The organism is Mesorhizobium sp. (assembly GCF_965229135.1).
In the GTDB taxonomy this organism is placed as follows: domain Bacteria; phylum Pseudomonadota; class Alphaproteobacteria; order Rhizobiales; family Rhizobiaceae; genus Mesorhizobium.
The window spans coordinates 975672-1001772 of record NZ_OZ245860.1 but is presented as its reverse complement, the minus strand read 5'-3'; the positions used below and the strand labels follow the sequence as shown (position 1 = coordinate 1001772).

Annotated in this window: 22 protein-coding genes; 11 read left to right on the top strand and 11 right to left on the bottom strand. The window is 62.2% G+C overall.

The genetic code is table 11. The features are described from left to right. Nucleotides 1-25: 25 nt before the first annotated feature. Nucleotides 26-1450 carry a glutamate--tRNA ligase gene (gltX, locus tag ACO07C_RS04845; RefSeq protein ID WP_421913096.1) on the bottom strand — a complete coding sequence of 475 codons (1425 nt, stop codon included), beginning with the start codon at nucleotides 1448-1450 and terminating at the stop codon, nucleotides 26-28. A gap of 101 nt (nucleotides 1451-1551) precedes the next feature. Between gltX and ACO07C_RS04840 the strand changes: the two genes are divergently transcribed. Next, nucleotides 1552-4008, top strand: a complete 2457-nt coding sequence (locus ACO07C_RS04840) for a ComEC/Rec2 family competence protein (protein ID WP_421913095.1) — start codon at nucleotides 1552-1554, stop codon at nucleotides 4006-4008. On the opposite strand, the gene lexA is transcribed toward ACO07C_RS04840, so the two are convergent. Both lexA and ACO07C_RS04830 read right to left on the bottom strand, forming a co-directional pair. Then, nucleotides 4002-4727 (bottom strand): transcriptional repressor LexA, encoded by a 726-nt coding sequence (gene lexA, locus ACO07C_RS04835; protein ID WP_421913094.1) that lies wholly within the window; start codon nucleotides 4725-4727, stop codon nucleotides 4002-4004. The two genes, ACO07C_RS04840 and lexA, sit on opposite strands and share 7 nt — an antisense overlap. Nucleotides 4728-5206: 479 nt before the next feature. Then, nucleotides 5207-5980, bottom strand: a complete 774-nt coding sequence (locus ACO07C_RS04830) for a GntR family transcriptional regulator (RefSeq protein WP_421913093.1) — start codon at nucleotides 5978-5980, stop codon at nucleotides 5207-5209. Between the two features lie 153 nt (nucleotides 5981-6133). Here ACO07C_RS04830 and ACO07C_RS04825 point away from each other — a divergent pair, with 153 nt between their 5' ends. The 4 genes from ACO07C_RS04825 to kynU all read left to right on the top strand — a co-directional run bounded on the left by ACO07C_RS04825 (nucleotide 6134) and on the right by kynU (nucleotide 10165). After that, complete coding sequence (locus ACO07C_RS04825) at nucleotides 6134-7120, top strand: ABC transporter substrate-binding protein (RefSeq protein ID WP_421913092.1); 987 nt, start codon at nucleotides 6134-6136, stop codon at nucleotides 7118-7120. 65 nt (nucleotides 7121-7185) lie between these two features. Continuing rightward, nucleotides 7186-7965, top strand: coding sequence for an ABC transporter ATP-binding protein (locus ACO07C_RS04820; RefSeq protein WP_421913091.1), 780 nt, complete (start codon nucleotides 7186-7188; stop codon nucleotides 7963-7965). A 5-nt stretch (nucleotides 7966-7970) separates the two neighbouring features. Beyond that, a complete protein-coding gene (locus ACO07C_RS04815) occupies nucleotides 7971-8900 on the top strand; it encodes an ABC transporter permease (RefSeq protein WP_421913090.1) in 930 nt (309 codons plus the stop codon). A gap of 17 nt (nucleotides 8901-8917) precedes the next feature. Continuing rightward, entirely contained in the window at nucleotides 8918-10165 is a 1248-nt protein-coding gene (gene kynU / locus ACO07C_RS04810; RefSeq protein WP_421913089.1) for a kynureninase, read from the top strand. Between the two features lie 72 nt (nucleotides 10166-10237). Here the strand turns inward: kynU and kynA are convergent, their stop codons facing one another. Next, nucleotides 10238-11074 carry a tryptophan 2,3-dioxygenase gene (gene kynA, locus ACO07C_RS04805; protein WP_421913088.1) on the bottom strand — a complete coding sequence of 279 codons (837 nt, stop codon included), beginning with the start codon at nucleotides 11072-11074 and terminating at the stop codon, nucleotides 10238-10240. Next, nucleotides 11071-12696 (bottom strand): AMP-binding protein, encoded by a 1626-nt coding sequence (locus ACO07C_RS04800; protein WP_421913087.1) that lies wholly within the window; start codon nucleotides 12694-12696, stop codon nucleotides 11071-11073. Before ACO07C_RS04800 ends, kynA begins: the two co-directional genes overlap by 4 nt. Before the next feature lie 292 nt (nucleotides 12697-12988). Between ACO07C_RS04800 and ACO07C_RS04795 the strand changes: the two genes are divergently transcribed. Continuing rightward, the gene (locus ACO07C_RS04795; protein ID WP_421913086.1) at nucleotides 12989-13843 is read left to right on the top strand and encodes an alpha/beta hydrolase; all 855 of its coding nucleotides are present in this window, start codon (nucleotides 12989-12991) and stop codon (nucleotides 13841-13843) included. A gap of 48 nt (nucleotides 13844-13891) precedes the next feature. Here the strand turns inward: ACO07C_RS04795 and glp are convergent, their stop codons facing one another. Genes glp through ACO07C_RS04770 form a run of 5 tightly spaced genes read right to left on the bottom strand, consistent with a single transcriptional unit; the run spans nucleotide 13892 to nucleotide 19299 of the window. Beyond that, nucleotides 13892-15097 (bottom strand): gephyrin-like molybdotransferase Glp, encoded by a 1206-nt coding sequence (gene glp / locus ACO07C_RS04790; RefSeq protein WP_421913085.1) that lies wholly within the window; start codon nucleotides 15095-15097, stop codon nucleotides 13892-13894. Next, nucleotides 15098-15580 (bottom strand): cyclic pyranopterin monophosphate synthase MoaC, encoded by a 483-nt coding sequence (gene moaC / locus ACO07C_RS04785; protein WP_421913084.1) that lies wholly within the window; start codon nucleotides 15578-15580, stop codon nucleotides 15098-15100. It lies immediately after the preceding gene. Between the two features lie 2 nt (nucleotides 15581-15582). Then, nucleotides 15583-16395: an indole-3-glycerol phosphate synthase TrpC gene (trpC, locus tag ACO07C_RS04780; protein WP_421913082.1), complete on the bottom strand. Its 813-nt coding sequence runs from the start codon at nucleotides 16393-16395 to the stop codon at nucleotides 15583-15585. Nucleotides 16396-16399: 4 nt separating this feature from the next. After that, the gene (trpD, locus tag ACO07C_RS04775) at nucleotides 16400-17410 is read right to left on the bottom strand and encodes an anthranilate phosphoribosyltransferase (RefSeq protein WP_421913080.1); all 1011 of its coding nucleotides are present in this window, start codon (nucleotides 17408-17410) and stop codon (nucleotides 16400-16402) included. Beyond that, complete coding sequence (locus ACO07C_RS04770) at nucleotides 17407-19299, bottom strand: SurA N-terminal domain-containing protein (protein ID WP_421913079.1); 1893 nt, start codon at nucleotides 19297-19299, stop codon at nucleotides 17407-17409. Before ACO07C_RS04770 ends, trpD begins: the two co-directional genes overlap by 4 nt. A gap of 144 nt (nucleotides 19300-19443) precedes the next feature. Here ACO07C_RS04770 and tpiA point away from each other — a divergent pair, with 144 nt between their 5' ends. The 5 genes from tpiA to ACO07C_RS04745 all read left to right on the top strand — a co-directional run bounded on the left by tpiA (nucleotide 19444) and on the right by ACO07C_RS04745 (nucleotide 24566). Beyond that, nucleotides 19444-20208, top strand: coding sequence for a triose-phosphate isomerase (gene tpiA / locus ACO07C_RS04765; RefSeq protein WP_421913078.1), 765 nt, complete (start codon nucleotides 19444-19446; stop codon nucleotides 20206-20208). A gap of 172 nt (nucleotides 20209-20380) precedes the next feature. Further along, on the top strand, nucleotides 20381-20884 hold the full coding sequence (secG, locus tag ACO07C_RS04760; protein WP_421913077.1) for a preprotein translocase subunit SecG: 504 nt from the start codon (nucleotides 20381-20383) through the stop codon (nucleotides 20882-20884). Between the two features lie 207 nt (nucleotides 20885-21091). Next, nucleotides 21092-22225: a L,D-transpeptidase family protein gene (locus tag ACO07C_RS04755; protein WP_421913076.1), complete on the top strand. Its 1134-nt coding sequence runs from the start codon at nucleotides 21092-21094 to the stop codon at nucleotides 22223-22225. Between the two features lie 142 nt (nucleotides 22226-22367). After that, nucleotides 22368-24005, top strand: coding sequence for a CTP synthase (locus ACO07C_RS04750; protein WP_421913075.1), 1638 nt, complete (start codon nucleotides 22368-22370; stop codon nucleotides 24003-24005). A 21-nt stretch (nucleotides 24006-24026) separates the two neighbouring features. After that, nucleotides 24027-24566, top strand: coding sequence for a DUF1697 domain-containing protein (locus ACO07C_RS04745; protein ID WP_421913074.1), 540 nt, complete (start codon nucleotides 24027-24029; stop codon nucleotides 24564-24566). Between the two features lie 37 nt (nucleotides 24567-24603). Here ACO07C_RS04745 and ACO07C_RS04740 read toward each other — a convergent pair whose 3' ends face one another. Next, on the bottom strand, nucleotides 24604-26061 hold the full coding sequence (locus ACO07C_RS04740; protein ID WP_421913073.1) for an NCS1 family nucleobase:cation symporter-1: 1458 nt from the start codon (nucleotides 26059-26061) through the stop codon (nucleotides 24604-24606). Nucleotides 26062-26101 lie beyond the last annotated feature (40 nt).

The window sequence follows — 26101 nt, the reverse complement described above, 5'->3', positions numbered from 1 at the left end:
CCAATCTTCTTGGGCCAGATCGCTCCTAATCGATTTGATCCGCTATCCGTGCCAGGCTTTCCTCGCGCCCCAGCACAGCAAGCACGTCGAACACACCGGGCGAGGTGCTTTTGCCGGTCAATGCGGCGCGCAACGGCTGGGCCACGGCGCCGAGTTTGTGGCCGCCGGCCAGCGCATAGTCCCGAATCGCGGCCTCCGCCGTGGCGGCCGTCCAGTCGCCTGAAAGCGCGTTCAAAGCTTCGTGAGCGCCCCGCAAAACCTTGCGGGCGTCGTCGGTGAGCACCAAAGCGGCCTTGTCGTCGAGCGGCAGGGGGCGTGTGGCAAACAGGAAGGCCGCGCCATCGACCAGTTCGACCAACGTCTTGGCGCGCTCCTTCAGACCGGGAAGCGCCGCCAGCAACTGCGCCTTGTTCTTGTCGTCGAGGCGGGCGGCCATCTCCGGTCCACCCTCCAGGTAGGGCAGAGTGGCGATGAAGATATCGAAGAGTTGGGCATCGGCCATGCGGCGCATGTGCGCGCCGTTGATCGCCTCGAGTTTGGCGAAGTCGAAGCGTGCGGCGCCCTTGTTCACGTCGCCGATGTCGAACCACGAGATCATGTCCTTGATCGACATGATCTCGTCATCGCCGTGGCTCCAGCCGAGCCGCGCCAGATAGTTGAGAAGAGCCTCGGGCAGATAACCCATGGCGCGATAAGCCTCGACGCCGAGCGCGCCATGCCGCTTGGACAATTTGGCGCCGTCGGCGCCATGGATCAGCGGAATGTGCGACATCGACGGCACGTCCCAGCCCATGGCCCTGTAGATCACGGTCTGGCGGGCGGCATTGGTCAGGTGATCATCACCACGGATGATGTGGGTGACGCCCATGTCATGGTCATCGACGACGACGGCATGCATGTAGGTAGGGTTGCCGTCCGAACGCAGGATGATGAAGTCGTCGAGATCCTTGTTGGGGAAGCGTACCTCGCCCTGGACACGGTCGTGCACCACCGTCTCGCCCTCTGTCGGCGCCTTGATGCGGATCGCACCTTTGACCCCGGCGGGTGCTTCTGACGCGTCGCGGTCGCGCCACTGGCCGTTGTAACGCGGCGGCAGGCCCTTGGCGCGCGCCGCCTCGCGCATCGCCTCCAGTTCGGCTGGCGTCTCGTAGCTATAATAGGCCTTGCCCATGCGCACGAGCTCTTCGGCCACTTCGCGATGGCGCGGCGCTCGCTCGAACTGCGAGATTGCATCGCCGTCCCACGAAAGGCCGAGCCAGGTGAGCCCGTCTAGGATAGCCGCGGTTGCCGCGTCGCTGGAGCGTTCGCGGTCGGTATCCTCGATGCGCAGCACCATCGTGCCGCCGGTGTGCTTGGCATAGAGCCAGTTGAACAGTGCGGTGCGCGCCCCGCCTATATGCAGGTAGCCAGTGGGCGAGGGGGCAAAACGGGTGACGACCTTGTCGGACATGGGACTCTCGGAAGGCGTGTGAGGCGTGTGTGGGTTCGCGGGCTTTCGCGCGTTGCGCGTTCATGTAGCATAGGAGGTCGAGGGCGCAAGGGGCAGACCCGATGGCTGGAGGAAGCCGGGGTACGGACGAGAGCGAGGATGCCGTCACCGGCGTCAGCGAATGGTCCCTGTTTGCGCCTGCCGTCGCCGTTCCGAGCGTGCCGGTTGCGCGACCTCCCTCACGTCCCGATGACAATCATCCGCCTCCCGCAATGCCAACGCGAAATCCGGTGCCGGGGACCGGTGCCGTCGCACGTCTGCATCGGCAAATTGGCCGCCTTTCGCTGCCGGTTTTGCGCGATAGCGTGGTTTCGGCAACCAATCTGGAGCTTGATCGCGGCGTAGGCTTTCTCCTGGTTCCTGTGTTCCTGGCATTGGGCGTGATCGGGTACTTCTCATTGGCGGAGGAACCCGGTTTTTCGAAAATAGTCGCCGTTGCGCTCCTCGCTGCATCATGCGCACTCTTCTCGCGGTCGCACCGCAAAACCCATCTGTGTTTCATGGTGGGGCTGCTGTGCGCGCTGGGCGTATTGGCTGCCAAGGTCGAAACATGGCGCGCCGGGACGCGAATCCTCGGCTCCGAAATCTCGACGCGGCTGACCGGCCGCATCGTCTCGCTGGATCTGATGCCGAATGGCCGTGTCCGCCTGACGATTGATGTCCTCTCGACGGCAAGGCCAACGCTGCGCTATGCGCCCGAACGGGTCCGCCTGTCGGCGCGAAAAATACCCCCCGACATGACCGCCGGTTCCCAGATCGCCGGCTATGTGCGGCTGTTGCCACCCACTGGTCCGGTACGGCCGGACAGTTATGATTTTTCCTTTGACAGCTATTTCGCCGGCATTGGCGCCAGCGGCTTCTTCCTTAGCAATCCGACCGTTGTTCCTTCCGACGGCATGCCGCTCGAGGCCCGTGTTTCGTCATCGATCGAAAATGCGCGCGAAACCATCGCCGACCATATCCGTGCCAGCATCGGCGGGGCGGAAGGCGAGATCGCGGCGGCGCTTATCGTCGGTGTTCGCGCCGGGATTCCCGAAGAGATCAACGAGACGATGCGGCGTACCGGGATCTATCACGTCATCTCTATTTCGGGACTGCACATGGCGCTGGTCGCCGGTACGATCATGCTGCTGCTGCGTGGCTCATTCGCGCTGTTTCCGGATTTCTCCTCGCGTCGCCCGGTGAAGAAATATGCCGCGGCGGCCGCGCTTGTCTCGATTGCCGCCTATCTTGTGATTTCCGGCGTCGTGGTTGCGGCCGAGCGAAGCTTCATCATGCTTTCGGTCATGCTTGTCGCCGTGCTGTTCGATCGGGCGGCACTGACCATACGCAATCTGGCGATCTCCGCTATTGCCGTTATCGCCATCTCGCCGCATGAGGTGGTCGGCCCAAGCTTCCAGATGTCCTTTGCCGCGACCGCCGCCCTGGTCGGTGCGTATGCCGGCTGGTCCGACTACCGCTCGCGCAAGGCCAGCACGCCGCCGCCGCGACGGTCACTGCCCGTCTTCCTCACGCGAAAACTGCTGCTGGCTACCGGCGGCCTTGCCATGACGTCCATCATCGCCGGCAGCGCAACGGCACTCTTCGCGATCTGGCATTTCCAGCGCGTGTCACCACTGAGCCTGTTCGCCAATCTGGCCATCATGCCGATTGTATCGGCGATCGTCATGCCCTTTGCCGTCTTCAGCGCGCTGGCAATGCCGTTCGGCGCCGATGGGCCGTTTCTCTATGTCATGGGCAAGGGACTAACGGCCATGATCGCGCTGTCGGCGTGGTTCTCCGAGCGTTCGCCGATCGACGCCGTCGGGCTGATTTCGCTACAGTCGGTCCTGCTTGTTACGATCGCCCTTGTCATCGCAACCATGGCGACAACCTGGCTGCGGCTGGTGTCGCTGCCGTTCGCGCTTGCTGGCCTGCTGACGATTTCCGATACGCCCGCACCGGATGTGTTGATTTCGGAAGATGCACGCCTAGTGGCGTTGCCGATCGGCGGCGGCGAACTCGCCGTCAGCCGGGCACGCCCCAATGAATTCACGGTCGACAATTGGAAACGTGCGCTGAAGTCCGAGACCATTATCAAGCCGGAGACCCTCGGCTCAAGCGATCAACAATTCGACATCGCCGATGCCGCCGAACTGCCACCGGGAGCGCCTTTCTATTGCGGTGACGACCTGTGCGTTGCCCGACACCCATCCGGCGCGATCGTTGCGTATGCCGAGGATCGCAAGAAAGCGTGGAAAGCCTGCCGTTTTGCCGATCTGATCGTCGTCAACGACGCGAGGGCCTACGACCCATGCCACAATCCCATCGTTCTCGTCGTCACCAAACGACAGCTCGCTCGCACTGGAAGCGCCGCTGTCTTCTTCGACCCCCAATCAGCCGTTTCACGACCGACAATAAGCTTCGCGATCGACAGACCGTACCGGCCTTGGCACCAGCAAAGAAAATTCTCACGCGAGGCAAGGGGGCTACCGCCCTACGTCAAGCCCGACAAACCCGTTGCCGTGCCGGCTCAATAACGGCGGATCAGCCCGACAAGCTTACCTTGCACCTTTACGCGGTCTGGTCCGAAGATGCGCGTTTCGTAAGCCGGATTGGCGGCCTCGAGAGCGATGGAGGCACCCTTGCGGCGAAAACGCTTCAGCGTCGCTTCTTCCTCATCGACCAACGCCACGACGATCTCGCCGGGGCTGGCGGTGTCGGCGTTTCGGATGATGACCGTGTCGCCGTCGAAGATCCCGGCCTCGATCATCGAGTCGCCCTTGACCTCGAGCGCATAGTGATCGCCGCCCGTGATCATGTCCGGCGGCACCGAGATGGAATGGGTCTGGTGCTGGATGGCATCGATCGGCACACCCGCGGCAATGCGGCCCATCACCGGGATGGAAATCGCCGAGACGGCGTCGTCGTCATTGCCGGCAGCGGGTTGGCGCGAGGGGGCAGCCGGCTTGATCTGCCGACCCAAGCTGCCCTGGATGACGCTCGGCGAAAACTTGCGGGCAGCGTTGAGGCCAGGTGCGATGGAATCGGGAAGACGCAGCACTTCCAGCGCGCGCGCCCTGTTGGGCAGGCGGCGAATGAAGCCACGCTCCTCAAGGGCCGTGATCAGCCTATGAATTCCGGACTTGGAAGCGAGGTCGAGCGCCTCCTTCATTTCGTCGAACGAGGGTGGAATGCCGCTTTCCTTCAGCCTTTCATGGATGAACATCAGCAGTTCATGTTGCTTGCGCGTCAGCATGGCGGCCCCCAGGGGTTTCGAAGATGGATCTGAAACCGGAATCAGAAAAACAAACCCAGAACAAACACTATCTGTTCCATTTGTGTTCCGCAACCGTTTAAAGTTTAGTGAATATGTTCAGACTGCGGAAACCATATGCTTCTCGCCCATGCAGGCGCGGCTACGTACGCGTAGTTCAAGATCCGAAGTTACCGGATTGAATCCATAACATTTTTTCATCTTCCCAGACGATTGCGAAGGTTTGGCAAGCTTGGCTGTCTTGCATGTTAAACCGTGCGCAATCCGGATGGATGCGGGACTTTGTCTTGCCTATCCGTGAACGAAACGAAACCAAAACGCCAACCTGATGGTTGACGGCGGCGTGTTCGCGTCAAGCTGGCGGGATTTCTCTCGCTTGTGCCTGGGAGCAACCGGCTGGCCAGCCGGTCCCGGGGCGGAAGCGATCCGGTCTGGCGTTGGACTATGCGGCGGTGTTGATATCATCCACCGACCGCTTTCGAGCTGCCGGCGCGCGCTGTGTATTTGTTCGCCGCGCTGTCCTCGCTGTGGACATAGACATGCAGCGTGTAGCCGATATGGGCGGTCATCAGCGCCTTTGCCCGCTCGACGTCGCGATCAAGCGCCGCCTCCATGATTGCAGTGTGGTGTTCGATCGCAATCGCTTCGCGCAGCGCGTCCATGGCCTTTTCGTAGCCATCCTTGAGGCCGGCGGCGGCCCGCAATGTCGGCGCCAGTCCGAGAAAGCGATGATGCCGGCGTAGTTGATCCGCGATGGTCGAGCGGAACCGCAACAGCCAACTCGATGTAGCGGCGCTGAGAAGTGCCGCGTGGAAGGCCTCATGGTTCTCGTCCCATATGTCGACCGCCGCGTCCGAGGGATCGTCGACGGCGGTCTTGCAGCGCGATAGCCGGTAATGTGCGGTAACCACGGCGTCTTCCCACATGCTGCCGCCTTTCTCGATCGATTCCAGGAACAGGGGAATCTCAACAACCATTCTTGCGCGTGCCAGGTCCTCAAGCTCGGCCCGAGACACGGGAGCGACGGCAAAGCCGCGATTGCTGATGGCTGTGACCAGGCGTTCGGCCTCCAGGCGGGACAGCGCTTCGCGCAGTGGCGTCCAGCCGACACCATAGATGCCGCGCAGCGCGCTCAGCTTGAGCGGTGCGCCAGGCATAAGGCGGGTGGTGAGTATGTCTCGCCGCAGCAGTTGATAGGCCGCCTCCGTTTTCGTGGAGTTCTTCTGGTCCTGCATCGCGATCCGTCCGCTATCTGAGTTCTAGAAATTATATATGATGCGAATGCATGGCAAGAATTATATATAATGTTTGACATGGCTGGAGCGACTGACCATGATCGCCGCGGTTGCCGTCCTTTAAGCGGCGCTAATCAAATCTGGGAGGAAATGATGTTGAAGTCGAAATCCGCTTGGCTGTCGGGATTGATCACGGCCGGCGCGCTCGCAGTCAGCCTCGGCGCTGCTGTCGCCGATCCGATCAAGATCGGCATTGCCAATTTCGGCGAGCATCCGCAGCTGAACGCAGCCATTGCCGGTTTCAAGAAGGCGCTTGCCGCGGACGGTTTCGTCGAGGGCAAGGATGTCGTCTACACCGAAAGCCACACCAATTTCGATGCCTCTCTGGTTCCGCAGATGATTGCCAAGCTGCAGGCGGATCAGCCGAAGCTCATGTATACCATCACCACGCCGGTCTCGCAGATCGCCAAGAAGGCGCTTGCAGGTTCGGGCATTCCGATCGTCTTCGCGGCGGTGACCGATCCGGTCGCGGCCAAGCTCGTTCCGTCCTGGGATTCGGGCGACGAAGGCATGACCGGCGCGACCGACCTCCAGGATGTCGCCGCGGTCATGGCTTTCACCAAGAAGCTGCTTCCGAATGCCAAGCGTTTCGGCGTGCCTTACAATCCGGGCGAGGCGAACGACGTCGCGCTGCTTGAAAAGATCAAGGCGGCGGCACCCGCTGCCGGGTTCGAAGTCGTCGAGGTCGGCATCGACAACGTCAACGATATCCAGCAGCGCATCGCCTCGCTGGCGGGCAAGGCCGACGTGATCTACGGGCCCACCTCGAACCTCATCCAGCCGGCGATCGCGGCTGTCTCGGCGGCGGCGCGCCAGGCTGGTATCCCCGTGGTCAACGCGGACGACAATGCCGTGCGCGGCGGCGTCGTGCCGGCCAGCTTCGCGGTCAACTACGAACAGGTTGGCGTCAATGCTGGCAACATCGCGGCGGAAATCCTCAAGGGCAAGGACCCGAAGACGATCCCGCCTTCGCGCCCGGCCTACAAAGACCACGCGGCGCTGATCTCCAAAAAGGCGATGGCGGCGTTTGGCATCGAAATCCCGGCTTCGCTGGCGGATTGCGGCTGCATCGTCGACTGACATCCTGCGTCATCAAGCAGGTGGCGGCACCTTGAAGGGCCGCCACCGTTTTTCGGGAGGGTCTGATGCTCGAGATACGATCCGCACGCAAGGTTTTCTACAGGGGCCAGGCCGATGAGAAGGTGGCGCTCGATGGCCTCGACCTGTCGCTTGCCACCGGCGATTTCGGTGTCGTCATCGGTTCGAACGGGGCTGGCAAGACCAGCATGCTCAATGCCATTTCTGGCGCCCTTGTCCTCGATTCCGGCAGGATCCTGATCAATGGCGCCGATGTGACCGACATGCCGGTGCACAAGCGCGCCACCAAATTGGCACGTGTTTTCCAGGATCCGATGCGCGGCACCGCTGCCAGCATGACGGTGGCGGAAAACATGCTGCTGGCCGACCTGCGCAGCCACAAACGCACCTTGCGGCAGGGGCTGAACCCCACGCGGCTCGCATCCTACAAGGAGCGTCTCTCGATACTGGGCCTCGGCCTTGAAAATCGGCTGGATACTCGGGTCGACCTCCTCTCTGGCGGGCAGCGACAGTCGCTGTCGCTGATCATGGCTGTCGGCGGTTCGCCGGATCTGCTGTTGCTTGATGAACATACGGCGGCACTCGACCCGCGCACCGCGGAGATCGTCATGCAGGCTACGGTGCGTGCCGTTAATGCCCTGAAGCTCACCACCCTGATGGTGACCCACAACATGCAGCACGCAGTGGACTATGGCAGCCGTGTGATCATGCTCGACGCTGGCCGGGTCCTTCTCGAAGTGGCCGGCGAGGCGAAAGCCAGGGTCACGGTGGCCGACCTCATCGGCCATTTCTCGGTCAAGACCGACCGCATGTTGCTGGCGAGCTGATCATCATGGGTTTTGTTCAGGAAATTCTGACGAGCTTCGTCTCGATCATCCCCGTCACCCTGGCGCAAAGCCTGTTGCTGGCGTTCGTCGTGCTTGGCATCATGATCCCGTTTCGCATGCTGAATTTTCCCGACCTGACCAGCGAAGGCGCGTTTCCGCTGGGTGGTTGCGTCTGCGGCGTGCTTCTTGCAGCCGGCGCATCGCCGCTGATAGCCATCGCCGTCGCGCTTGCCATGGGTTTCGTCGCGGGATGCTGCACGGCTTTCATCCATCTGCGCTTTCGCATCCACACGCTGCTTGCGGGCATCCTGATGATGACGATGCTCTACAGCATCAACCTGCGCGTCATGGGCAAGTCCAACCTCTCCGTCTTCGGTTCGCCCACCGTATTCGACTGGGTGCCGTTCGCACGGCCAGGTTTTCCCGTCAGCAAGATCGTTGTCGCCGGCCTGATCGCGCTGGCTGTCTTCCTGCTGCTCAACATGTTCTTCAAGACCGAGAAAGGCACCGCCGTCCGCGCGGTCGGAGCCAATCCCGACATGGCCGAAGCGCAAGGCATCAATGTCTGGGCCGCCACCATCGGCGGTGTCGGACTGGCGAGCGCGTTCTCGGCGACCAGCGGTGCGCTGATGGTGCAATCGCAAGGCTTTGCCGACGTCAATATGGGTCTGGGCATCCTCATCAATGGCCTTGCCGCCCTGATGATCGGCGAAGCCATCATCGGCAAGCAGACGGTGCGGCGCCAATTGCTGGCGCCCTTCGTCGGAGCGATCGTCTACTACCAGCTGGTGTCGTTCTGCCTTGCCGCGGGAATGCCGCCACCGGATCTCAAGCTTGCCACAGGCCTGTTCGTGCTTGCCATGCTGGCACTCCCGAGCCTGAAGCGCGGGCGCGGGCGCGGGCCCGCGCTCGCGCGGGAAACCATTCGCGAATAACCAAGGACTGACTGATCATGAGTGCAATTCCCGATCTCGCCGCGATCGAGGCGATGGATGCGGCCGATCCGCTGCGTTCGATGCGCGAGCGCTTCATCCTGCCGAAGGATGTGATCTATCTCGACGGTAATTCGCTGGGGGCTGCGTCGCACGCCGTTTTCGACGAGCTTCAGAAGGCTTCCACGCAGGAATGGGCCCAGGACCTTATTCGGGCCTGGAACACGGCCGGATGGTTCGACATGCCGACCACGCTCGGTGACCAGCTCGGCCGCCTGATCGGTGCCGCCGCCGGCCAGACGGTGGTCTGCGACACGACGTCGATCAACATCTACAAGGTGTTGCATGCGGCGTTGGCGATGCGGCCGGACCGGTCGGTCATCGTCGCCGAAGGAGACAGTTTTCCGACCGATCTCTATATGGCCGAAGGCGTTGCCTCGACCCGGCCCGGTGCGGTGCTGCGCCTCGAAGGCGTCGACGGGCCAACCATCGAGGAACTGATCGACGAACGCGTCGCCGTCATCCTGGTCAACCACGTCAACTACAAATCGGGTGAACTGCGCGACATGGTGGCGCTGACGCGCCTGGCACATGAAGCCGGCGCGCTGATCGTCTGGGACCTGTGCCACACCGCCGGCGCCTTGCCGGTCGAACTCGACCGGGCCAAGGCCGATTTCGCGGTCGGTTGCAGCTACAAATATCTGAATGGCGGTCCGGGCGCGCCTGCATTCATCTATGCCGCCGCGCGGCACCTTGGAGATGTTAGCCAGCCGCTGAGCGGCTGGTGGGGGCATGCGCGGCCCTTTGCCTTTGAGCGTGGCTATGTGGCAGGAACCGGCATTCGCCGGTTCCTGTGCGGCACGCAGCCGATCCTGTCGATGCGGGCGCTGAAAGGCGCGCTTGATATCTGGGATGACGTCGACATGGCGGCTTTGCGCATGAAGAGCATCGCGCTGACCGACCTCTTCATCCACCTTGTAGAGGCGAAATGCGGTGCCTTCGGCCTGACGCTGGAGAGTACCCGCGATGGGAACAGGCGCGGCAGCCAGGTGTCGTTCCTTCACGACCATGGCTATCAGGTCATGCGGGCGCTGATCGAGCGTGGCGTGATCGGTGACTTCCGCGCGCCGTCGACCATCCGCTTTGGCTTCACGCCGCTCTATGTCAGCTACAAGGATGTGTGGCAGGCAGTCGAGGTGCTGGAAGACATCCTGCGTACAGGCAGTTGGCAAGACCCACGTTTCGCCACCAAGGAAGCCGTCACCTGATGCGACGTTGCAGCCTCGCTTGGCATGGCGCGGCTGCTCACCGCTCGGCCCGTTACTCGAATGGGCGTTCAGTCATAGCCTGGTGCGAACATTCCAGAGCTCGGGAAACAGGACGACTTCCAGCATCTTCTTGAGGTAGGAGGCGCCGGAGGTGCCGCCGGTGCCGCGCTTCATTCCGATGATGCGCTCGACCGTGGTGACATGGTTGAAGCGCCAGCGCCGGAAATAGTCCTCGAAGTCGACCAGTTTTTCCGCCAGCTCGTAGAACATCCAGTATCGCCGCGGATCGCGATAGACGGCCTGCCATGCGACCAGGACCTCTTCATTCTCGGTGCGTGTTTTGCGCCAGTCTGTGCGCTTGGCGTCAGCGCCGATCTCGAACCCGTTTCGGCCCAGCAATAGGATTGCTTCGTCGTAGAGCGACGGGACGGCGAGAATTGCCTCGAGCTTTCCGGTGAGGTCCGCCCGATGCTTGTGGAGGCCGAGCATGGCGAGGTTGCGGTTGCCGGCCATGAATTCGATGGCGCGGTATTGCCAGGACTGGAAACCGGAGGACTGGCCGAGCGAATCGCGGAATTCGGTATATTCGCTGGGTGTCATTGTCCGCAGCACATCCCAGGCATTGTTCAACTGCTCGAAGATGCGCGCGACGCGCGACAGCATCTTGAAGCTCGGCTCAAGGCGGTCGGCGCGAATCGAGCGGATGGCGGCGCCGATCTCGTGAAGAGCGAGCTTCATCCACAGCTCCGAGGTCTGATGCTGGATGATGAACAGCATCTCGTCATGCGCGGTCGAGAGTGGAGCTTGGGCGTCGAGAATGTTCTCCAGATGCAGATAGTCGCTGTAGGACATCCGTTCCTTGAACGACATCTCAGCGCCTTCGGACGAAGGATCGTATGGCTCGCTCAATGGGTTTGCTCCGTGCGCAGCCGAAAACGCTGGATCTTGCCGGTCTGGGTCTTGGGCAGGGCGGCGATGAATTTTATCGATCGCGGATACTTGTAGGGGGCGATTGTCGCCTTGACGTGATCCTGCAGTCGCTTGATCGTCATGGCGTCCGCCGCAACGCCTTGTACAAGCACGACATGCGCTTCGACGATCTGGCCGCGCTCGGTGTCATCGGCGCCGATCACCGCGCATTCCGCAACATCCGCGTGCGACAATAGCGCCGCCTCGACCTCGGGACCGGCGATGTTATAGCCGGCGCTGACGATCATGTCGTCGGAGCGCGCTGCGAAATGGAAGAAACCATCCTCGTCCTGCGTAAAGGTGTCGCCGGTGAGGTTCCAGCCATCTCGGACATATTCCTCTTGCCTGGCATCGGCCATGTAGCGGCAGCCGGTCGGCCCACGTACGGCCAGCCTGCCGATCGCGCCGCGCGGCAGTTCGTTCATTTCGTCGTCGACGATGCGCGCCTCGTAGCCGGCGACTGGCTTGCCGGTGGAGGCAGCTTTCATGTCGCCAAAGCGGTTCGAGATGAAGATGTGCAGCATTTCCGTGGCGCCGATGCCGTCGAGGATCGGTTTTCCGGTCTTTTGCGTCCACTCTTCGAAGACGGGTGCCGGCAATGTTTCGCCTGCCGAAACGGCGACGCGCAGCGACGATAGATCGGCGCCTTCATCCATGGCCTTTAGCATCGCGCGGTAGGCGGTCGGCGCGGTGAAGGAGACCGTCGCCTTATAGGTCTCGATGATGTGGATCATGTTGGGCGGTGTCGCCTGTTCGAGCAACGTGGCCGCCGCGCCGAAGCGCAACGGAAAGATGGCGAGCCCGCCAAGTCCGAAGGTGAAGGCAAGCGGCGGCGAACCGACGAAGACATCGTCCGGCGTCACCTGGAGAATCTCGCGCGCATAGGCGTCGGCGATGATCAGGAGATCACGGTGAAAATGCATCGTCGCCTTCGGCACGCCGGTCGTGCCCGAGGTGAAGCCGAGAAGGGCGACGTCGTCGCGGCCAGTGTTGACGGCGGTGAAGGTCACCGGCTTGTCCAGGGCGGCGCGATCGAGTTCCGCATCATGGTTGGCGGTGCCGTCGAAGCCGATGACCTGTTCGAGGAAGGCGCTGTCCTTGGCGCAAGCCGTCATCTCATCCATCAGCCTGGTGTCGCAAAGCGCGATCGTGATTTCCGCCTTGTCGACGATCTTGGCGAGTTCGCCGGCGCGCAGCATCGGCATGGTGTTGACGACCACGGCGCCCACCTTGGTCGCAGCGAGCCAACAGGCGACCATTGCGGGGTTGTTTGCCGAGCGGATCAGCACGCGGTTGCCCGGCTTGACGCCATAGTTCTCGACCAGCGCGTGGGCCAGCCGGTTCGTCCAGTCGGACAGCTCCTTGTAGGTGCGGCGGCGGCCGTTGCCGATCAGCGCCGTATGGTCGCCGAGGCCCTTTTCAACCAGCCTGTCCGTCAATTCCACGCCAGCGTTGAGGTGTTCGGGATAGTCGAAGCCGTCAAGCAGGAAGTCCGGCCACTGCCCCGGCGGAGGAAGGTTGTCCCTCGTAAAGGTGTCGATATGCGCTGATGGCCCAAGCATTTCGCGACATTCCCCTGTTGTGGCCGCGGCACGCTTTGCCCGGCTCTGTTCTGTGCCTACTGCTTTAGGTCGAAGGTCCGTCACGGCGACCCTGGGCCGGCGCGCGAAGCCATTGGCACAGCCATGGCTGAACGAAGGTATGCGGGTCTATTGGACGGCACAGTGAGATCTCCCGTTCTCGACTGAACATGGTGCAGCATGGCACCTGCCGAAATTTGTTTCAAGCCTAAAGGTTTTTGTCCCTAAGCATTGACGTCATCGGTTTCGGTGCTCATTGCTACGAAACTGAACGATGCGCTTTTGGGGGAGGGTGCCGGTGCTCGAACAACACATCACCGATTGGGACAATGCCTATGCCAACGGCGCGAACATCGCCGCAAGCGACCGCTGGCCGGCGGAATGGGTGGAGCCCGCGCGAGCGTTTCGCGATCAGCTTTCAGCGGAGGGCAGGGCGCGGCTCGACATCGCCTACGGCAACGGGACGCGTAACCGGCTCGATCTGTTCCTTCCTGCAGCGAGCCCCGAAGGGCTGGTCGTTTTCGTCCATGGCGGCTACTGGAAAGCCTTCGACAAGAGTTTCTGGTCACATCTCGCCGTCGGCGCTGTCAGCCATGGTTATGCCGTCGCGATGCCCTCCTACACGCTTTGCCCGGATATACGCATCGCCGGCATCGCAAGGGAAGTCGGTGCGGCGATCAGCAAGGCCGCGGAGCTTGTCGAAGGGCCCTTGATGCTGACAGGCCATTCCGCTGGTGGTCACCTCGTCAGCCGGATGGTGACCGCAACGACACCATTGGCGGCAGCCGTGGCAAGACGCATCCGCCATGTCGTATCGATCTCGGGTGTGCACGATCTGCGCCCGCTGATGCGAACCGACATGAACGCTGGACTCAATCTCGACGAGGCCGAAGCGCTGGCCGAAAGCCCAGCGCTGTTGCGTCCCATGGATGGTGCGCGCATCACCTGCTGGGTCGGCGGCGGCGAGCGCGCCGAATTCCTGCGCCAGAGCGCCTTGCTGGCCAACATCTGGACCGGCCTTGGCGCCAAGACCGCCGCGGTCGTAGAGCCGGATCGACATCATTTCAGCATTGTCGACGGCCTTGCCGATCCACAGCATGCGCTCACGCGAACCCTGGTCGCCGAATAAGCGTGGCTCTCCTTTCAGCCGCGTTATCAGTGGCTTGTCGTGCTTTGCTTACCGAAGCATTAGAACGCTGCAGGGGCTGCCCGCGGCCGACGCGGGAGCAAACGGCGCCCTCACGATAAGCCCGTTGGCGTCGGCCAGCGTTCTCAGCATCGAGGAATCCTGGATGCCGAAAGGCGTAGCCACGAGGCCGTCAGCGTCTTCCTTGACGATGGCTCGTACATAATCCTGCCTGAGATCGTTGGCCTGCATCGGGGCGCTCAGCCGAGCCTCGCGCACATCCTGCCGATAGCCGCGGCCGCCGAGCCGCGCCAGCAACGGTTTCAGGAACAACTGCGAGCAGACGAGGCTCGCCACCGGATTGCCGGGCAGCCCGATGCAACGGATATTGCCCATGCGTCCGAACATCAACGGCTTGCCGGGCCGCATGGCGATCTTCCAGAAATCGAGCGTCATGCCTTCGCCGGTCAGCACGTCATGGATCAGGTCGTGGTCACCGACCGAGGCGCCGCCCAGCGTAACGACGACGTCCGCGCCTGCTTCGACCGCCTTTTTCAACAGGGCGGCTATGGCCTCCTTCTTGTCGGCGGCGATACCGAGATCGACCACGCGTGCGCCGACCGACTGGGCAGCCGCGGCAACGCCGTAGGCATTGGACGAAATGATCTGGTCGGGGCCAAGCTCGCTGCCCGGCGGCAGCAATTCATCGCCCGTGGCGATGATGGCGACAAGCGGCCGCTTGAACACATTGACGAAGGGATGGTTGGCGGACGCGGCCAGCGACAACGCCGCCGGATCGAGAAGGCGGCCTTTTTCAAGCAGGATATCGCCTTTCGAGAAGTCGAGCCCGATGCGGCGGATGTTGCGCCCCTCGGCCGTAGGCTCGGTCACTTCGATGACGCCGCCGCCGAGAGCGCGGACGTTCTCCTGGATGACGATGGTGTCGGCGCCTTCGGGCAGCGGCGCGCCTGTGAAGATGCGCACGGCCTGTGCCTTGCCGACAGCACCATCAAATCCGCGTCCGGCCGGCGCCATGCCGATCACCGAAAGGCGTGCCGGCACGGATGCCACGTCGGCGGCGCGCGTGGCGTAGCCGTCCATGGCCGATGCATCGAAAGGCGGCTGGGTGCGCAGCGCGATGACTGGTTCCGCCAGCACGCGCTCGACTGCGTCCATAAGACCAACGGCTTCATGGCCCGAGGGCTGCGCGCCGTCCAGCAGGCGTTCAAGCGCGTCCGCGACCGGAACCAGCGCCATCTACTCGGCCGCCCTGTAGTCGCCGGACTTCCCGCCGCTCTTTTCGATCAGCCGGATGCCGGAGATCACCATGGCGCGGTCGACCGCCTTGGCCATGTCATAGATGGTCAGGCATGCAACCGAGGCCGCGGTCAAAGCTTCCATCTCGACGCCGGTCTTGCCGGTGACGCGCGCGAGCGCCGTGACGCGCAGTCCGGGCAGCTTCGGGTCCGGCTCGATGTCGACGGATACCTTGGTCAGGAGCAATGGGTGGCAGAGCGGGATCAGCTCATGCGCCTTCTTGGCGGCCATGATACCGGCTATTCGCGCCGTACCCAGCACGTCACCCTTCTTGGCGTCGCCTGCCAAAATCATTTCCAGCGTCTCGGGCAACATCGAGACAAAGCCTTCGGCGATCGCCGTGCGCGTTGTCTCGGCCTTGTCGCCGACATCGACCATGTTGGCCTCGCCCCGTGCGCCAAGATGGGTGAGGGCAGCCTTCATTATCAGATCGCCTCGGCCGACGCCTTGCCCGTCAGAAGCAGACGGGTCGCCGTGCTGACATCCCTTTGCCGCATCAGGCTCTCGCCAACGAGAAAGGTGCCGATGCCTCTTTTCTCCATTCTGAGGCAGTCGTCATGCGTGAAAATGCCGCTCTCGCTGACCAGCAACCGGCCACCCGGCACCATCGGCGCCAGCCGCTCCGAGGTCTCAAGGCTGGTCTCGAACGTCCTCAGATTACGGTTGTTGATGCCGATCAGTTGCGATGACAGTTTCAACGCGCGGTCTGTCTCGGCCTCGTCATGCACCTCGATCAGTGCGTCCATGCCAAGTTCGAATGCTGTCGCCTCAAGCTCGCTCGCCAAGGCGTCATCGACGCTGGCCATGATGATCAGGATGGCATCCGCGCCCCAGGCGCGAGCTTCGTACACTTGGTAGGGATCGAACAGGAAATCCTTGCGCAGCGCGGGCAGGGCGACAGCAGCCCTGGCACTGGTCAGAAATTCCGGCGCGCCCTGGAAGGACGGCGCGTCGGTCAACACGGAAAGACAGGCGGCGCCGCCCGCCTCATAGGCCCGCGCCAACGATGGTGGATCGAAATCGGCACGGATCAGCCCTTTGGAGGGACTAGCCTTCTTGATCTCGGCGATCAGGGCGAAGTTACCCGATCTGTGCTTTGCCTCGAGCGCAGCAAGAAAGCCGCGCGGCGCGGCGGCGTCCTTCGCCCGTGCCTTCATCTCAGCCAACGGTATCTTTGCTTTTGCCGCCGCGATCTCGTCGCGCTTGTAGGCTTCGATCTTGCGCAGGATGTCGGACATTCTTCTAACCGTTCGAAATCGCGATCAGCCTGTCGAGCACGGCAAGCGACCGGCCGCTGTCGATGGCTTGCGAAGCAGCCGCAATGCCGTCGGCAAGCGTGGTTGCCTTGCCTGCCACCACAAGTCCGGCGCCGGCATTCATCAGTACGGTATCGCGATAGGCGCCAGCGGCACCGCCCAGCATCTCACGCAACGCATTGGCATTGTACGCCGCGTCGCCACCGCGCAGTTCATCCTTGGTATGACGCTTCAGCCCGACGGCTTCCGGGGTCAATGTGAAGCTCCGGATCTCGCCGCCAACCAGCTCGGCCACATGCGTTTCTCCGGTCGTGGTGATCTCGTCATAGCCGTCACCGTGGACGACCCAGACATGACCGGCGCCCAACGCCTTCAGCGTCTCGGCCACGGGCATGATCCATTCGGGCAGGAACACGCCAACCATCTGCCTGCTGACGCTGGCCGGATTGGAGAGCGGTCCAAGCAGATTGAAGATGGTGCGCGTCCCGAGTTCAACCCGGGTTGGACCGACATGCTTCATTGCCGGATGATGCGCCGGTGCGAACATGAAGCCGACGCCTGCCTCGTGAATGCAGCGGCTGATCGCTTCGGGCGCAAGGTCTATCTTGACGCCGAGCGCGATCAGAACGTCGGCGGAACCGGTCAGCGAGGACAGGCCGCGGTTGCCGTGCTTGGCCACCGGCACGCCGCTGGCGGCAATGACGAAGGAGGATGCGGTGGAGATGTTGACGCTGTGCGAATTGTCGCCGCCGGTGCCGACGATATCGATGGCGCCGTCAGGCGCTTCGACGCGCAGCATCTTGGCGCGCATGGTCGCGACGGCGCCGGAAATCTCGCTCACCGTCTCGCCGCGTACGCGCAACGCCATCAGGAAGCCGCCGATCTGGCCGGGTGTGGCGTCGCCCGACATGATGATGTCGAAGGCCTCGCGCGCTTCCTCGAAGGACAGCGCGGTCCCGGTGGCGACCTTGGCGATATGGGTCTTCAGTGCGCTCATCTTGTCAGGGCTTGCGCAACAGCGGCTTGATCGATGCGCACGTCATACTGCGTCTGCAACTGCGCCACCAATTGATCGAGGAGGTCATCCGACATGCCGGCGGTGAAAGTCTTCTGTACATCTTCCGGGACCGAGCTGGCATCCGCACCGGCAGGCTCGAACACCTCGGCCACCTTGTACAGGATCTGGCCATCGCCCGTGGGCGAGGGGATCAGTCCGGTGCCTCCATCGCCGACGCCGAACATCGCGGCCGCCCCCGCCTTGCCGAAATCGACATCATCGGCATCGCGTTTCACACCGCGCTTGGTCTGCTTTTCGAGCTTGAGCTCGCCCGCAATCACATCGAGCGTGGTGCCTGCCTTCAGGCGCTTCTCGAGTTCGTCGGCCTTGGCCGCGAGGCGCTTGGTGGTTTCAGCTGCCGTCCAGTCGGACACCACCTTCTGGCGCACTTCATCAAGCGTGCGGTCGCGAGCAGGTGTGATCGAATCAAGTTCGTAGAAGACGAAGCCATTGTCGGCCGTCGTCATCGCCTCGTTCTCCGTATGCGGTTCGGCTGCAAACACTGCCTTGATCAGGTCGGGGGATTCCGGCAGGTCCTTCACGATCGTCCCGTCCGGCCTCAAGCCCGTACGATCGATTGCATCGATGGTAACGACCTTGAGCTTCAGCTTGGCGGCTGCATCGGCAAGCGAGCTGCCCGCCGCGCGGGCGTCTTCATAACTATCGTGCACATCCAGCAGGACGCGGCTTCCTTCGCCCAGGGCAATGTCCTTTCGAATCTGGTCGGAGACTTCCGCCAGAGGCTTCGTCACTTCCGGCTTGATCTCCGTGACACGCAAAAGCACGGCACCGAAGGCGCCCTGTACCACGGGGCTGACTTCATTGACGTTGAGCGCGAAGGCGGCATCGGCAACCGCCTTGTCGGCGATCTTGTCCTTGGCGAGCGTCCCAAGGAGCGTATCAGCCGGCGTCTTGCCTTCAGCCGTGACGATCTTGTCGAAAGTGGCGCCGGCCTTGAGCGAATCGAATGCCGCCTTGGCAGCCTCGGGGCTCTTGAACACCAACTGCTCGATGGTGCGCTGTTCCGGCGTGGTATAGCGGGCCTTGTTCTTGTTGTAGTCCTCGCTGACCTGGGCGTCGGTCACGGAACTCACATCCATGATATCGACCGGTTCGAGCCGCACATAAGAGAACTTGCGGTACTCGGGCGCCGCGTAGGCTTTCTTGTTTGCCTCGAAATAGGTGGAAAGGACGCTGTCTGACGGCGCCTGTATCGGCTCGACCAAGGCCTTTGGCAGGGTCACATAGTCGATTGTGCGGTCTTCGCCACGATAGAGCGCGACCGCCTTCAGGAATGTGTCCGGCGTCTTGAGCCCGTCGGAAACTGCTTCGACGATCTGCTGGCGCACCGCAACCTGGGCGCGGTTCTTCAGGTAATCCTCCGGCCGCATGCCGACCTGGCGCAGCATGTATTCGAATGTTTTCCTGTCAAACGTGCCGCCAGGGCCCTTGAATGCAGGATCTTCGCGCGTCAGTTCGGCAAGCCGGTCCTTGGAAAGACCGAGACCGAGCTTGCGGGCCTGCTCGTCGAGAACAGCACCCGACACCAGCTGCGCCAGCACCTGGTTGTCGATGCCAAGGGCCTTCGCCTGTTCCTGGGTGATGCGCTGGCCGAATTGCTGCGACATCACGTTCAGTTGGCGATCGTAGGCCAGGCGGTATTCGTTGATGGACACCTTGGTGCCTCCGGCGGTAATCACCGAGTCATGCCCGGCGAAGCCGCCCATCAGCCGCCCGGAAATGCCCCAGGCGAGGAAACTGACCACAAGCAGCGAAAGCAGCGTCTTCGCGACCCAGGTTCCCGCCGCGTTTCTCAAGATACCAAGCATGGTTACTTCCGATTTATGCGCATTTTCGCATGCGCCGAGTCTGAAACAAGCGCAATAGCGCCCTTCCGGCCCACTGTCGATTGCTTTGTGGCTTGATTTTGGTAGTGAGGGCCAGAGCCGAATATTGCCCGGAGAAACAAACCCATGACGCCAGGAATCCGCCCGTTGATCGCCGGCAACTGGAAAATGAACGGTACCAGCGCCTCCCTCAACGAACTCAGGATGATCGGCAACGGCTTCATGAGTGGACTGGACGCGGATACCGAAGCGCTGGTCTGCGTCCCCGCGACCCTGCTTGCGCATGCCGCGGAGATCCTCTCGCGCACACCCGTGCGGGCGGGCGGCGAGGATTGCCACCCTAAGGAAAGCGGCGCCTATACAGGCTGCATTTCGGCCGAGATGCTGAAGGACGCTGGGGCGAGCCACGTCATTGTCGGACATTCCGAATGTCGCGAACAGTGCGGCGACGACGATGCCATGGTCCATGCCAAGGCATCGGCAGCATGGCGCGCCGGGCTTGTAGCAATCGTTTGCATCGGCGAGACCAAGGCTGAAAGGGAGACGGGCGCAACGCTCGACATATTGTCCCGGCAGGTCGACGGTTCCGTGCCGCCAAATGCAACGGCCACCAACACAGTCGTCGCCTATGAGCCTGTGTGGGCGATCGGGACCGGGCTGACGCCGACCGCCGCCGATGTTGCCGAAGCGCACGCGCATATACGCGAAAGACTGACGGAGAAGCTTGGGGCTGCCGCGGCCAAGATCCGGATACTCTACGGTGGTTCGGTCAAGCCATCCAACGCCGCCGAACTGCTCGGCGTGAAAAACGTCGATGGCGCGCTGGTCGGCGGCGCCAGTCTGAAAGCTGCGGACTTTCTCGCAATCGCGGAAGCGTATCGCAGTATCTGAAGCGTGCTACCGGCCTCGAACGAGGCCGCGCCGCGGCACAAGTCGTTGCAAAGCACGTATTGCTTCCCATATTCGGCCCACGGGCTTGGAAATGCCGTTAAAGCATTGTATTGAGCCGCCTCCAAATCACCGGCCTTGTCCATGACTGGGCAAGGCCTTGCCAGGATAAACTATGCAAACCGTACTGATCGTCGTTCACCTCATGGTTGTGCTCGCCCTTGTTGGTGTAGTGCTGCTGCAACGCTCCGAAGGCGGCGGCCTTGGCATCGGCGGCGGCTCGGGCTTCATGACCGCACGCGGCGCCGCCAATGCGCTGACGCGGGCGACGGCGATCCTGGCGGCCGCTTTCTTCGTCACGTCGCTGACGCTTTCCGTCGTCGCTCGATACGGCGAGAAGCCGATCGACATCCTCGACCGCGTGCCGTCCGCTCCGGCAACCTCGGACAATGCGGGCAAGGGCGTGCTCAACCAGTTGCCCGGCACCACCACGCCGACACCGCCTTCGGGCACGCCAGCGCCGGCGACGCCTGCCAAGCCGGTGCCGCCCTCGGGTAACGACGCGACGACGACACCTCCGGCAACCGCGCCTTCGACGCCGCCGGCGGCGGGTTCGACGACGCAACCGGCCACGAATGGCGTCACTTCGCCGGTTACGCCTCAGGTCCCCAACCAGTAAGCCGGCCTCATGCCGCGACCTGTTGTCGATTGATCACAGTCGCGGCAAATGCCGCGCTATCACGAAGATTCGACCTTGTGCAGCGCACCAGTGCGCTTGAGAGGCCGCCGTTTAATCGACTATAGATTGCAGGCGGCATTTTCGGCGTCCTTGGGGGGCGCCGGGCGACGCCGTGGGCAACAAGCATAGAACGATCGGATCTTCGCCATGCAGCTTCGCAGCTTCATTTTCCTGGGATTTTGCGCCGCACTCGGCCTGAGTTCCGCAGCCTTCGCCGGCACGCCGGTAAACATGGCCGTATCGCCGTCGGTCGAGAGGACCGATGTGATCAACGTCGCCGTCAAGAGTGACGCGGCGCAACTGAGGCTTCTTAAAAAGAAGAAGAACCCGACGTCCGAGGACCTAGCCCAGATCAGCAAGCTCGAGGCCAAGATAGCGGCCGACAAGGAAGCCGCTCAGGCCAAGGCGCTCGAGGCCAGGAAGTTGGCGATGCGTGAGGCGGCCAAGGCCAGGGCTGACGCCGAACGCCAGGCTTTCCTTGCAAAGAAGGGCAAGCCAACTGCGACAGAGGTGGTTGCCGATGCCAAGCCATCCAAGAAAACAGTCAAGATCATCGAGCAGGCTGAGCCGGTCGCACCGATCGCGCCCATCCAGTCGGCCGAGCCGATTCCCGCGGAAGCCATGAATGTCGCACTGACCGGCAACAACGGCGAATTGCGCAGCGAAGTGTCCGGGCAGCAGCAGCAGAGCACCGGTCTCTTTGCCGGGTTGTTCGGCGGCACGTCATCCTCTTCCTCCTCGATTGCGTATCTCCCCGAGACGCGCGCTCTGGACGCTGCGCTTGCCAAGAAGGAAGCGAAGAGACAGTTCAAGGTCAAGCCGGAGTTCGTCCCCCAGGATGTAACGTTCACCGGCTATGAGGCAGGCACCATCGTCATCGACACAAGCGCGCGCCGTCTCTATCTCGTCGAATCCTCGACCACTGCTCGCCGCTACGCCATCGCGGTCGGCCGTGAAGGCTTGCAGTTCAAGGGTACCGTCGCCGTCGGCGACAAGCAGGAATGGCCGCGCTGGATCCCGACGCTCGACATGCAGAAGCGCGAGCCCAGTCACTACGGGCGCTTCAAGGACGGTATGCCTGGCGGTGGTGAGAATCCGCTTGGTGCGCGCGCCATCTATCTTTACGACGGCAAGAAGGACACCCATCTGCGCATTCACAGCACCATTGCGCCGCAGTCGATCGGAACCAGCGCGTCCAATGGCTGCTTTCGCATGATCAACGAGCACGTGATGGACCTCTACAGCCGCGTTAAGGTCGGCACCAAGGTCGTCATCATCTGACGCCTTCGACAATATTGCCGAAAGGGCCGGCTTTCGCCGGCCCTTTTGTTTTGACTTGGCCCTGCGGGGCACCATGCCTTCTTGGGAAAAAGACCTTGCGGCGGTTTTTTCTCTGGCGGAATCAATTCGGCCGCGTTAAGCGATGACTCCCATGGCGCGATATGTATTCATCACAGGCGGCGTGGTTTCCTCACTTGGAAAAGGCATAGCCGCAGCGGCCCTCGGGGCTCTCTTGCAGGCGCGAGGCTATCGCGCACGCATCAAAAAACTCGATCCCTATCTGAATGTCGATCCCGGAACGATGTCGCCGTATCAGCACGGCGAGGTCTTTGTCACCGATGACGGGGCCGAGACCGATCTCGATCTTGGTCACTACGAGCGTTTCACCGGCCGTTCTGCCAACCAGCAAGACAACATCACCACCGGGCGTATCTACAAGAACATCATCGAGCGCGAGCGGCGCGGCGACTATCTCGGCGCTACCGTGCAGGTCATCCCCCACGTGACCGACGAGATCAAGAACTTCGTCCTCAACGGCAATGACGACTACGACTTCGTGCTTTGCGAGATCGGCGGCACGGTCGGCGACATCGAGGCGATGCCGTTTCTCGAGGCAATTCGTCAGCTCGGCAACGACCTGCCGCGCAACAATGCCGTCTATGTGCATCTGACGCTGATGCCCTACATTCCCACCGCCGGCGAACTGAAGACCAAGCCGACCCAGCATTCCGTCAAGGAACTGCGCGGCATCGGCATCGCGCCGGACATTCTGCTGGTCCGCGCCGACCGGCCTATCCCGAAGGAAGAACGGCGAAAGCTGTCGCTGTTCTGCAATGTCCGGGAAAGCGCCGTCATCCAGGCGCTGGATGTGCCGCACATCTATGACGTGCCGATGGCCTACCATAATGAAGGGCTGGATTCGGAAGTGCTTGCCGCCTTCGGGATCGAGCCGGCGCCGAAGCCGCGCATGGATCCATGGCAAGCGGTTTCCAACCGCATCCACAATCCGGAAGGCGAAGTGACCATCGCCGTGGTCGGCAAATACACCGGGCTCAAGGATGCTTACAAATCGCTGATCGAGGCACTGTCGCATGGCGGACTAGCCAATCGGGTCAAGGTCAAGCTCGACTGGATCGAGAGCGAGATCTTCGAAAAGGAAGACCCGACGCCCTGGCTTGAAAAAGTGCATGGCATCCTTGTCCCTGGCGGCTTTGGCGAGCGCGGCTCGGAAGGCAAGATCCTGGCGGCGAAATTCGCGCGTGAACGCAAGGTGCCGTATTTCGGCATCTGCTTCGGCATGCAGATGGCCTGCATCGAAGCAGCGCGCTCACTGGCTGGTGTCGAGCATGCTTCGTCGACCGAATTCGGTCCGACCAAGGAGCCCGTCGTTGGCCTGATGACCGAATGGCTGAAGGGCAACATGCTGGAGAAGCGCCGCGCAACCGGCGACCTCGGTGGCACGATGCGGCTCGGTGCCTATGAAGCCGACCTCGCCAAGGGATCGAAGATCGCCGAGATCTATGGCGATACCCGCATCTCCGAGCGCCACCGGCATCGCTACGAGGTCAATGTCGACTACAAGCAGCAACTTGAGGATTGCGGCCTGGTCTTTGCCGGCATGTCGCCTGACGGCGTGCTGCCGGAGACGGTCGAATATCCGGATCATCCGTGGTTTATCGGTGTGCAGTATCACCCGGAACTGAAAAGCCGGCCGCTTGATCCCCATCCGCTGTTTGCCAGCTTCATCGAGGCCGCCGTGGAGCAGTCCCGGCTGGTCTAGGCAAGCCCATCGGTTCAACTGATGCAGACCTACGTCGCGCTCCTCTACAGCATCATCCTGGGCGAGGGGCGCAGGGTCGTCATGTCCGATCTCAAGGTCATGGCGGAAGGTCTTGGCCTGAAGAATCCGCGTACGCTCGTCGCCACGGGCAACCTTGTCTTCGATACCGACGAGACCGCGATCGCCGCGCTGGAACCGCGGCTGGAGACGGCTTTCGAAAGGACGTTCGGACGGCACGTGGATATCGTCGTGCGCGATGCGGCTGGCTGGCGGATGCTGGCGGCGGGAAATCCATTTCCGATCGAATCGCAAGCCGCGGGAGATCAGGTCGCCGTGCGGGTCATGCGTGCGCCCGTTCCTGCCGGATCGCTCCAAGCTCTCGGTGCCAGTCTTGGCCCCGGCGAAAGAATGCAGGCTGTCGGCGGCGACATCTGGATTTTCTTTTCACGCCAGACGCCGAATTCCCGGCTTCTGGCGGCCATAAGCCACAAACGTCTGGGTGTAGGGACTTCCCGCAACTGGAACACGGTTCGCCGGCTGGCCGACATGGTCGGAGCGTAGAAAGCGGGGCGGCATGGCGCCGCCCCGAAACTGCCTGTCAGGCCTTGGCTGTCCTGGCGCCAGCGCCCAGGGCCGCGGTGCGCAGCACGTAGTAGATGACGCCGGCAATGGCGACGCCGAAGAACCAGCCATAGACACCCCACCAGGATGGCAGCAGACTGGTGAAGTTGGGCAGGATCGACGAGAAGACCGCGCCAATGCCCGCCGCGATGAAGGCATTGACGTGCCAACCGGCCTGGAAGCGGAATTCGCCGTCTTCCCGGTAGAGTGCGTCGACGTCTACCTCGCCCCTCCGGATCAGGTAGTAGTCGACCATCATGACCCCGAAGATCGGCCCCATCGTCGCGCCGATGATATTGACGAAGGAGGCGGCGCTGCCTTCCCATGGCGCGAAGGGATAGAGCACCAGGGCAATTACGGCCGCGATATAGCCGCCCTTCTTGAAGTCGATCTGACGGGGAAAGACGTTGGAAAAGTCGAAGGCCGGCGACACGAAATTTGCCACCACATTGATGCCGAGCGTAGCCACGGCGAAGGTCAGGGCCGCAAGCGCCGCCAGGAACCAGCTGTCGAATTTCGCCGAGATCTGGTCGGGATGTAGCAGCACTTCGTGATAGACGTCGAAGGCGGCGATCGTGGTGACGCCCGCGACCAGCGAAAACAGGATGAGGTTGATCGGCAGGCCCCAGATGTTGCCCTTGCGCAGCGACGCCTTGTCGGGCGCATAGCGGGCGAAGTCGCAGAAGTTGAGATAGAGCGCTGAAAAGTAAGTCACCCAGATCGCCGCGACCGCAAACAGCGACGTCCACGATCCCGGTGTGCCAGGCACGCCGGCATCCTTCGTCTTTTCAAGCAGCACGTCCATCGGAATGTCGCTGGTCAGGGCAAACCTTCCAGACTTGAAGCAGAGATAAACAGCGAGCAGCAGCATCATCACCCAGACGGCGGGTCCCGCCCAGTCCTGGAAGCGGCGCACCGTTTCCATGCCTTTCTGGATGATCAGGAGTTGCAACGCCCAGATGATCACGAAACAGATCACTTCCAGGCCCGAATGGCCAAGGAAATGCGTCGATTTGTTGAAGTCGTCGAACCATTGCAGGCGGGTCAGCAGCGCCACGATCGCGCCCGAGGCCGCCGCCGTTTGCGCCCCATACCAGAAGCAGGCGACGATGGCGCGCACCAGTGCTGGCACGTTTGCGCCCCAGATGCCGAAGGACGCGCGGGCAAGCACAGGGTAGGGCACCCCGGTCTTCACGCCAGCGTAACCGACCATGTTCATCAGCGCGTAGATGATCAGTGAACCGATGCCGATGGCGATGATGAAATTGACGAAGCCACCGCAGAACAGGAAGAGACTGGCAGCCAGATAGTAGCCCCAGAGGCTGTGGACGTCAGACGTCCAGACATTGAAGATCGAGAATGGGCCCCAGTTTCGAACCTTCGCCGGAGCGAGATCCTCGTTGTACAGGCCGGGTGATGCGCCTTGTATTGTCATCGCGATGTCCTCCCCTTTTTGCCCCACGCGCCCTCACGCG

Coding starts and splice junctions, on each gene's coding strand:
- gltX (WP_421913096.1), bottom strand. CDS start 1,450: ATGTCCGACAAGGTCGTCACCCGTTTTGCCCCCTCGCCCACTGGCTAC.
- ACO07C_RS04840 (WP_421913095.1), top strand. CDS start 1,552: ATGGCTGGAGGAAGCCGGGGTACGGACGAGAGCGAGGATGCCGTCACC.
- lexA (WP_421913094.1), bottom strand. CDS start 4,727: ATGCTGACGCGCAAGCAACATGAACTGCTGATGTTCATCCATGAAAGG.
- ACO07C_RS04830 (WP_421913093.1), bottom strand. CDS start 5,980: ATGCAGGACCAGAAGAACTCCACGAAAACGGAGGCGGCCTATCAACTG.
- ACO07C_RS04825 (WP_421913092.1), top strand. CDS start 6,134: ATGTTGAAGTCGAAATCCGCTTGGCTGTCGGGATTGATCACGGCCGGC.
- ACO07C_RS04820 (WP_421913091.1), top strand. CDS start 7,186: ATGCTCGAGATACGATCCGCACGCAAGGTTTTCTACAGGGGCCAGGCC.
- ACO07C_RS04815 (WP_421913090.1), top strand. CDS start 7,971: ATGGGTTTTGTTCAGGAAATTCTGACGAGCTTCGTCTCGATCATCCCC.
- kynU (WP_421913089.1), top strand. CDS start 8,918: ATGAGTGCAATTCCCGATCTCGCCGCGATCGAGGCGATGGATGCGGCC.
- ACO07C_RS04800 (WP_421913087.1), bottom strand. CDS start 12,696: ATGCTTGGGCCATCAGCGCATATCGACACCTTTACGAGGGACAACCTT.
- ACO07C_RS04795 (WP_421913086.1), top strand. CDS start 12,989: ATGCGCTTTTGGGGGAGGGTGCCGGTGCTCGAACAACACATCACCGAT.
- glp (WP_421913085.1), bottom strand. CDS start 15,097: ATGGCGCTGGTTCCGGTCGCGGACGCGCTTGAACGCCTGCTGGACGGC.
- moaC (WP_421913084.1), bottom strand. CDS start 15,580: ATGAAGGCTGCCCTCACCCATCTTGGCGCACGGGGCGAGGCCAACATG.
- trpC (WP_421913082.1), bottom strand. CDS start 16,395: ATGTCCGACATCCTGCGCAAGATCGAAGCCTACAAGCGCGACGAGATC.
- trpD (WP_421913080.1), bottom strand. CDS start 17,410: ATGAGCGCACTGAAGACCCATATCGCCAAGGTCGCCACCGGGACCGCG.
- ACO07C_RS04770 (WP_421913079.1), bottom strand. CDS start 19,299: ATGCTTGGTATCTTGAGAAACGCGGCGGGAACCTGGGTCGCGAAGACG.
- tpiA (WP_421913078.1), top strand. CDS start 19,444: ATGACGCCAGGAATCCGCCCGTTGATCGCCGGCAACTGGAAAATGAAC.
- secG (WP_421913077.1), top strand. CDS start 20,381: ATGCAAACCGTACTGATCGTCGTTCACCTCATGGTTGTGCTCGCCCTT.
- ACO07C_RS04755 (WP_421913076.1), top strand. CDS start 21,092: ATGCAGCTTCGCAGCTTCATTTTCCTGGGATTTTGCGCCGCACTCGGC.
- ACO07C_RS04750 (WP_421913075.1), top strand. CDS start 22,368: ATGACTCCCATGGCGCGATATGTATTCATCACAGGCGGCGTGGTTTCC.
- ACO07C_RS04745 (WP_421913074.1), top strand. CDS start 24,027: ATGCAGACCTACGTCGCGCTCCTCTACAGCATCATCCTGGGCGAGGGG.
- ACO07C_RS04740 (WP_421913073.1), bottom strand. CDS start 26,061: ATGACAATACAAGGCGCATCACCCGGCCTGTACAACGAGGATCTCGCT.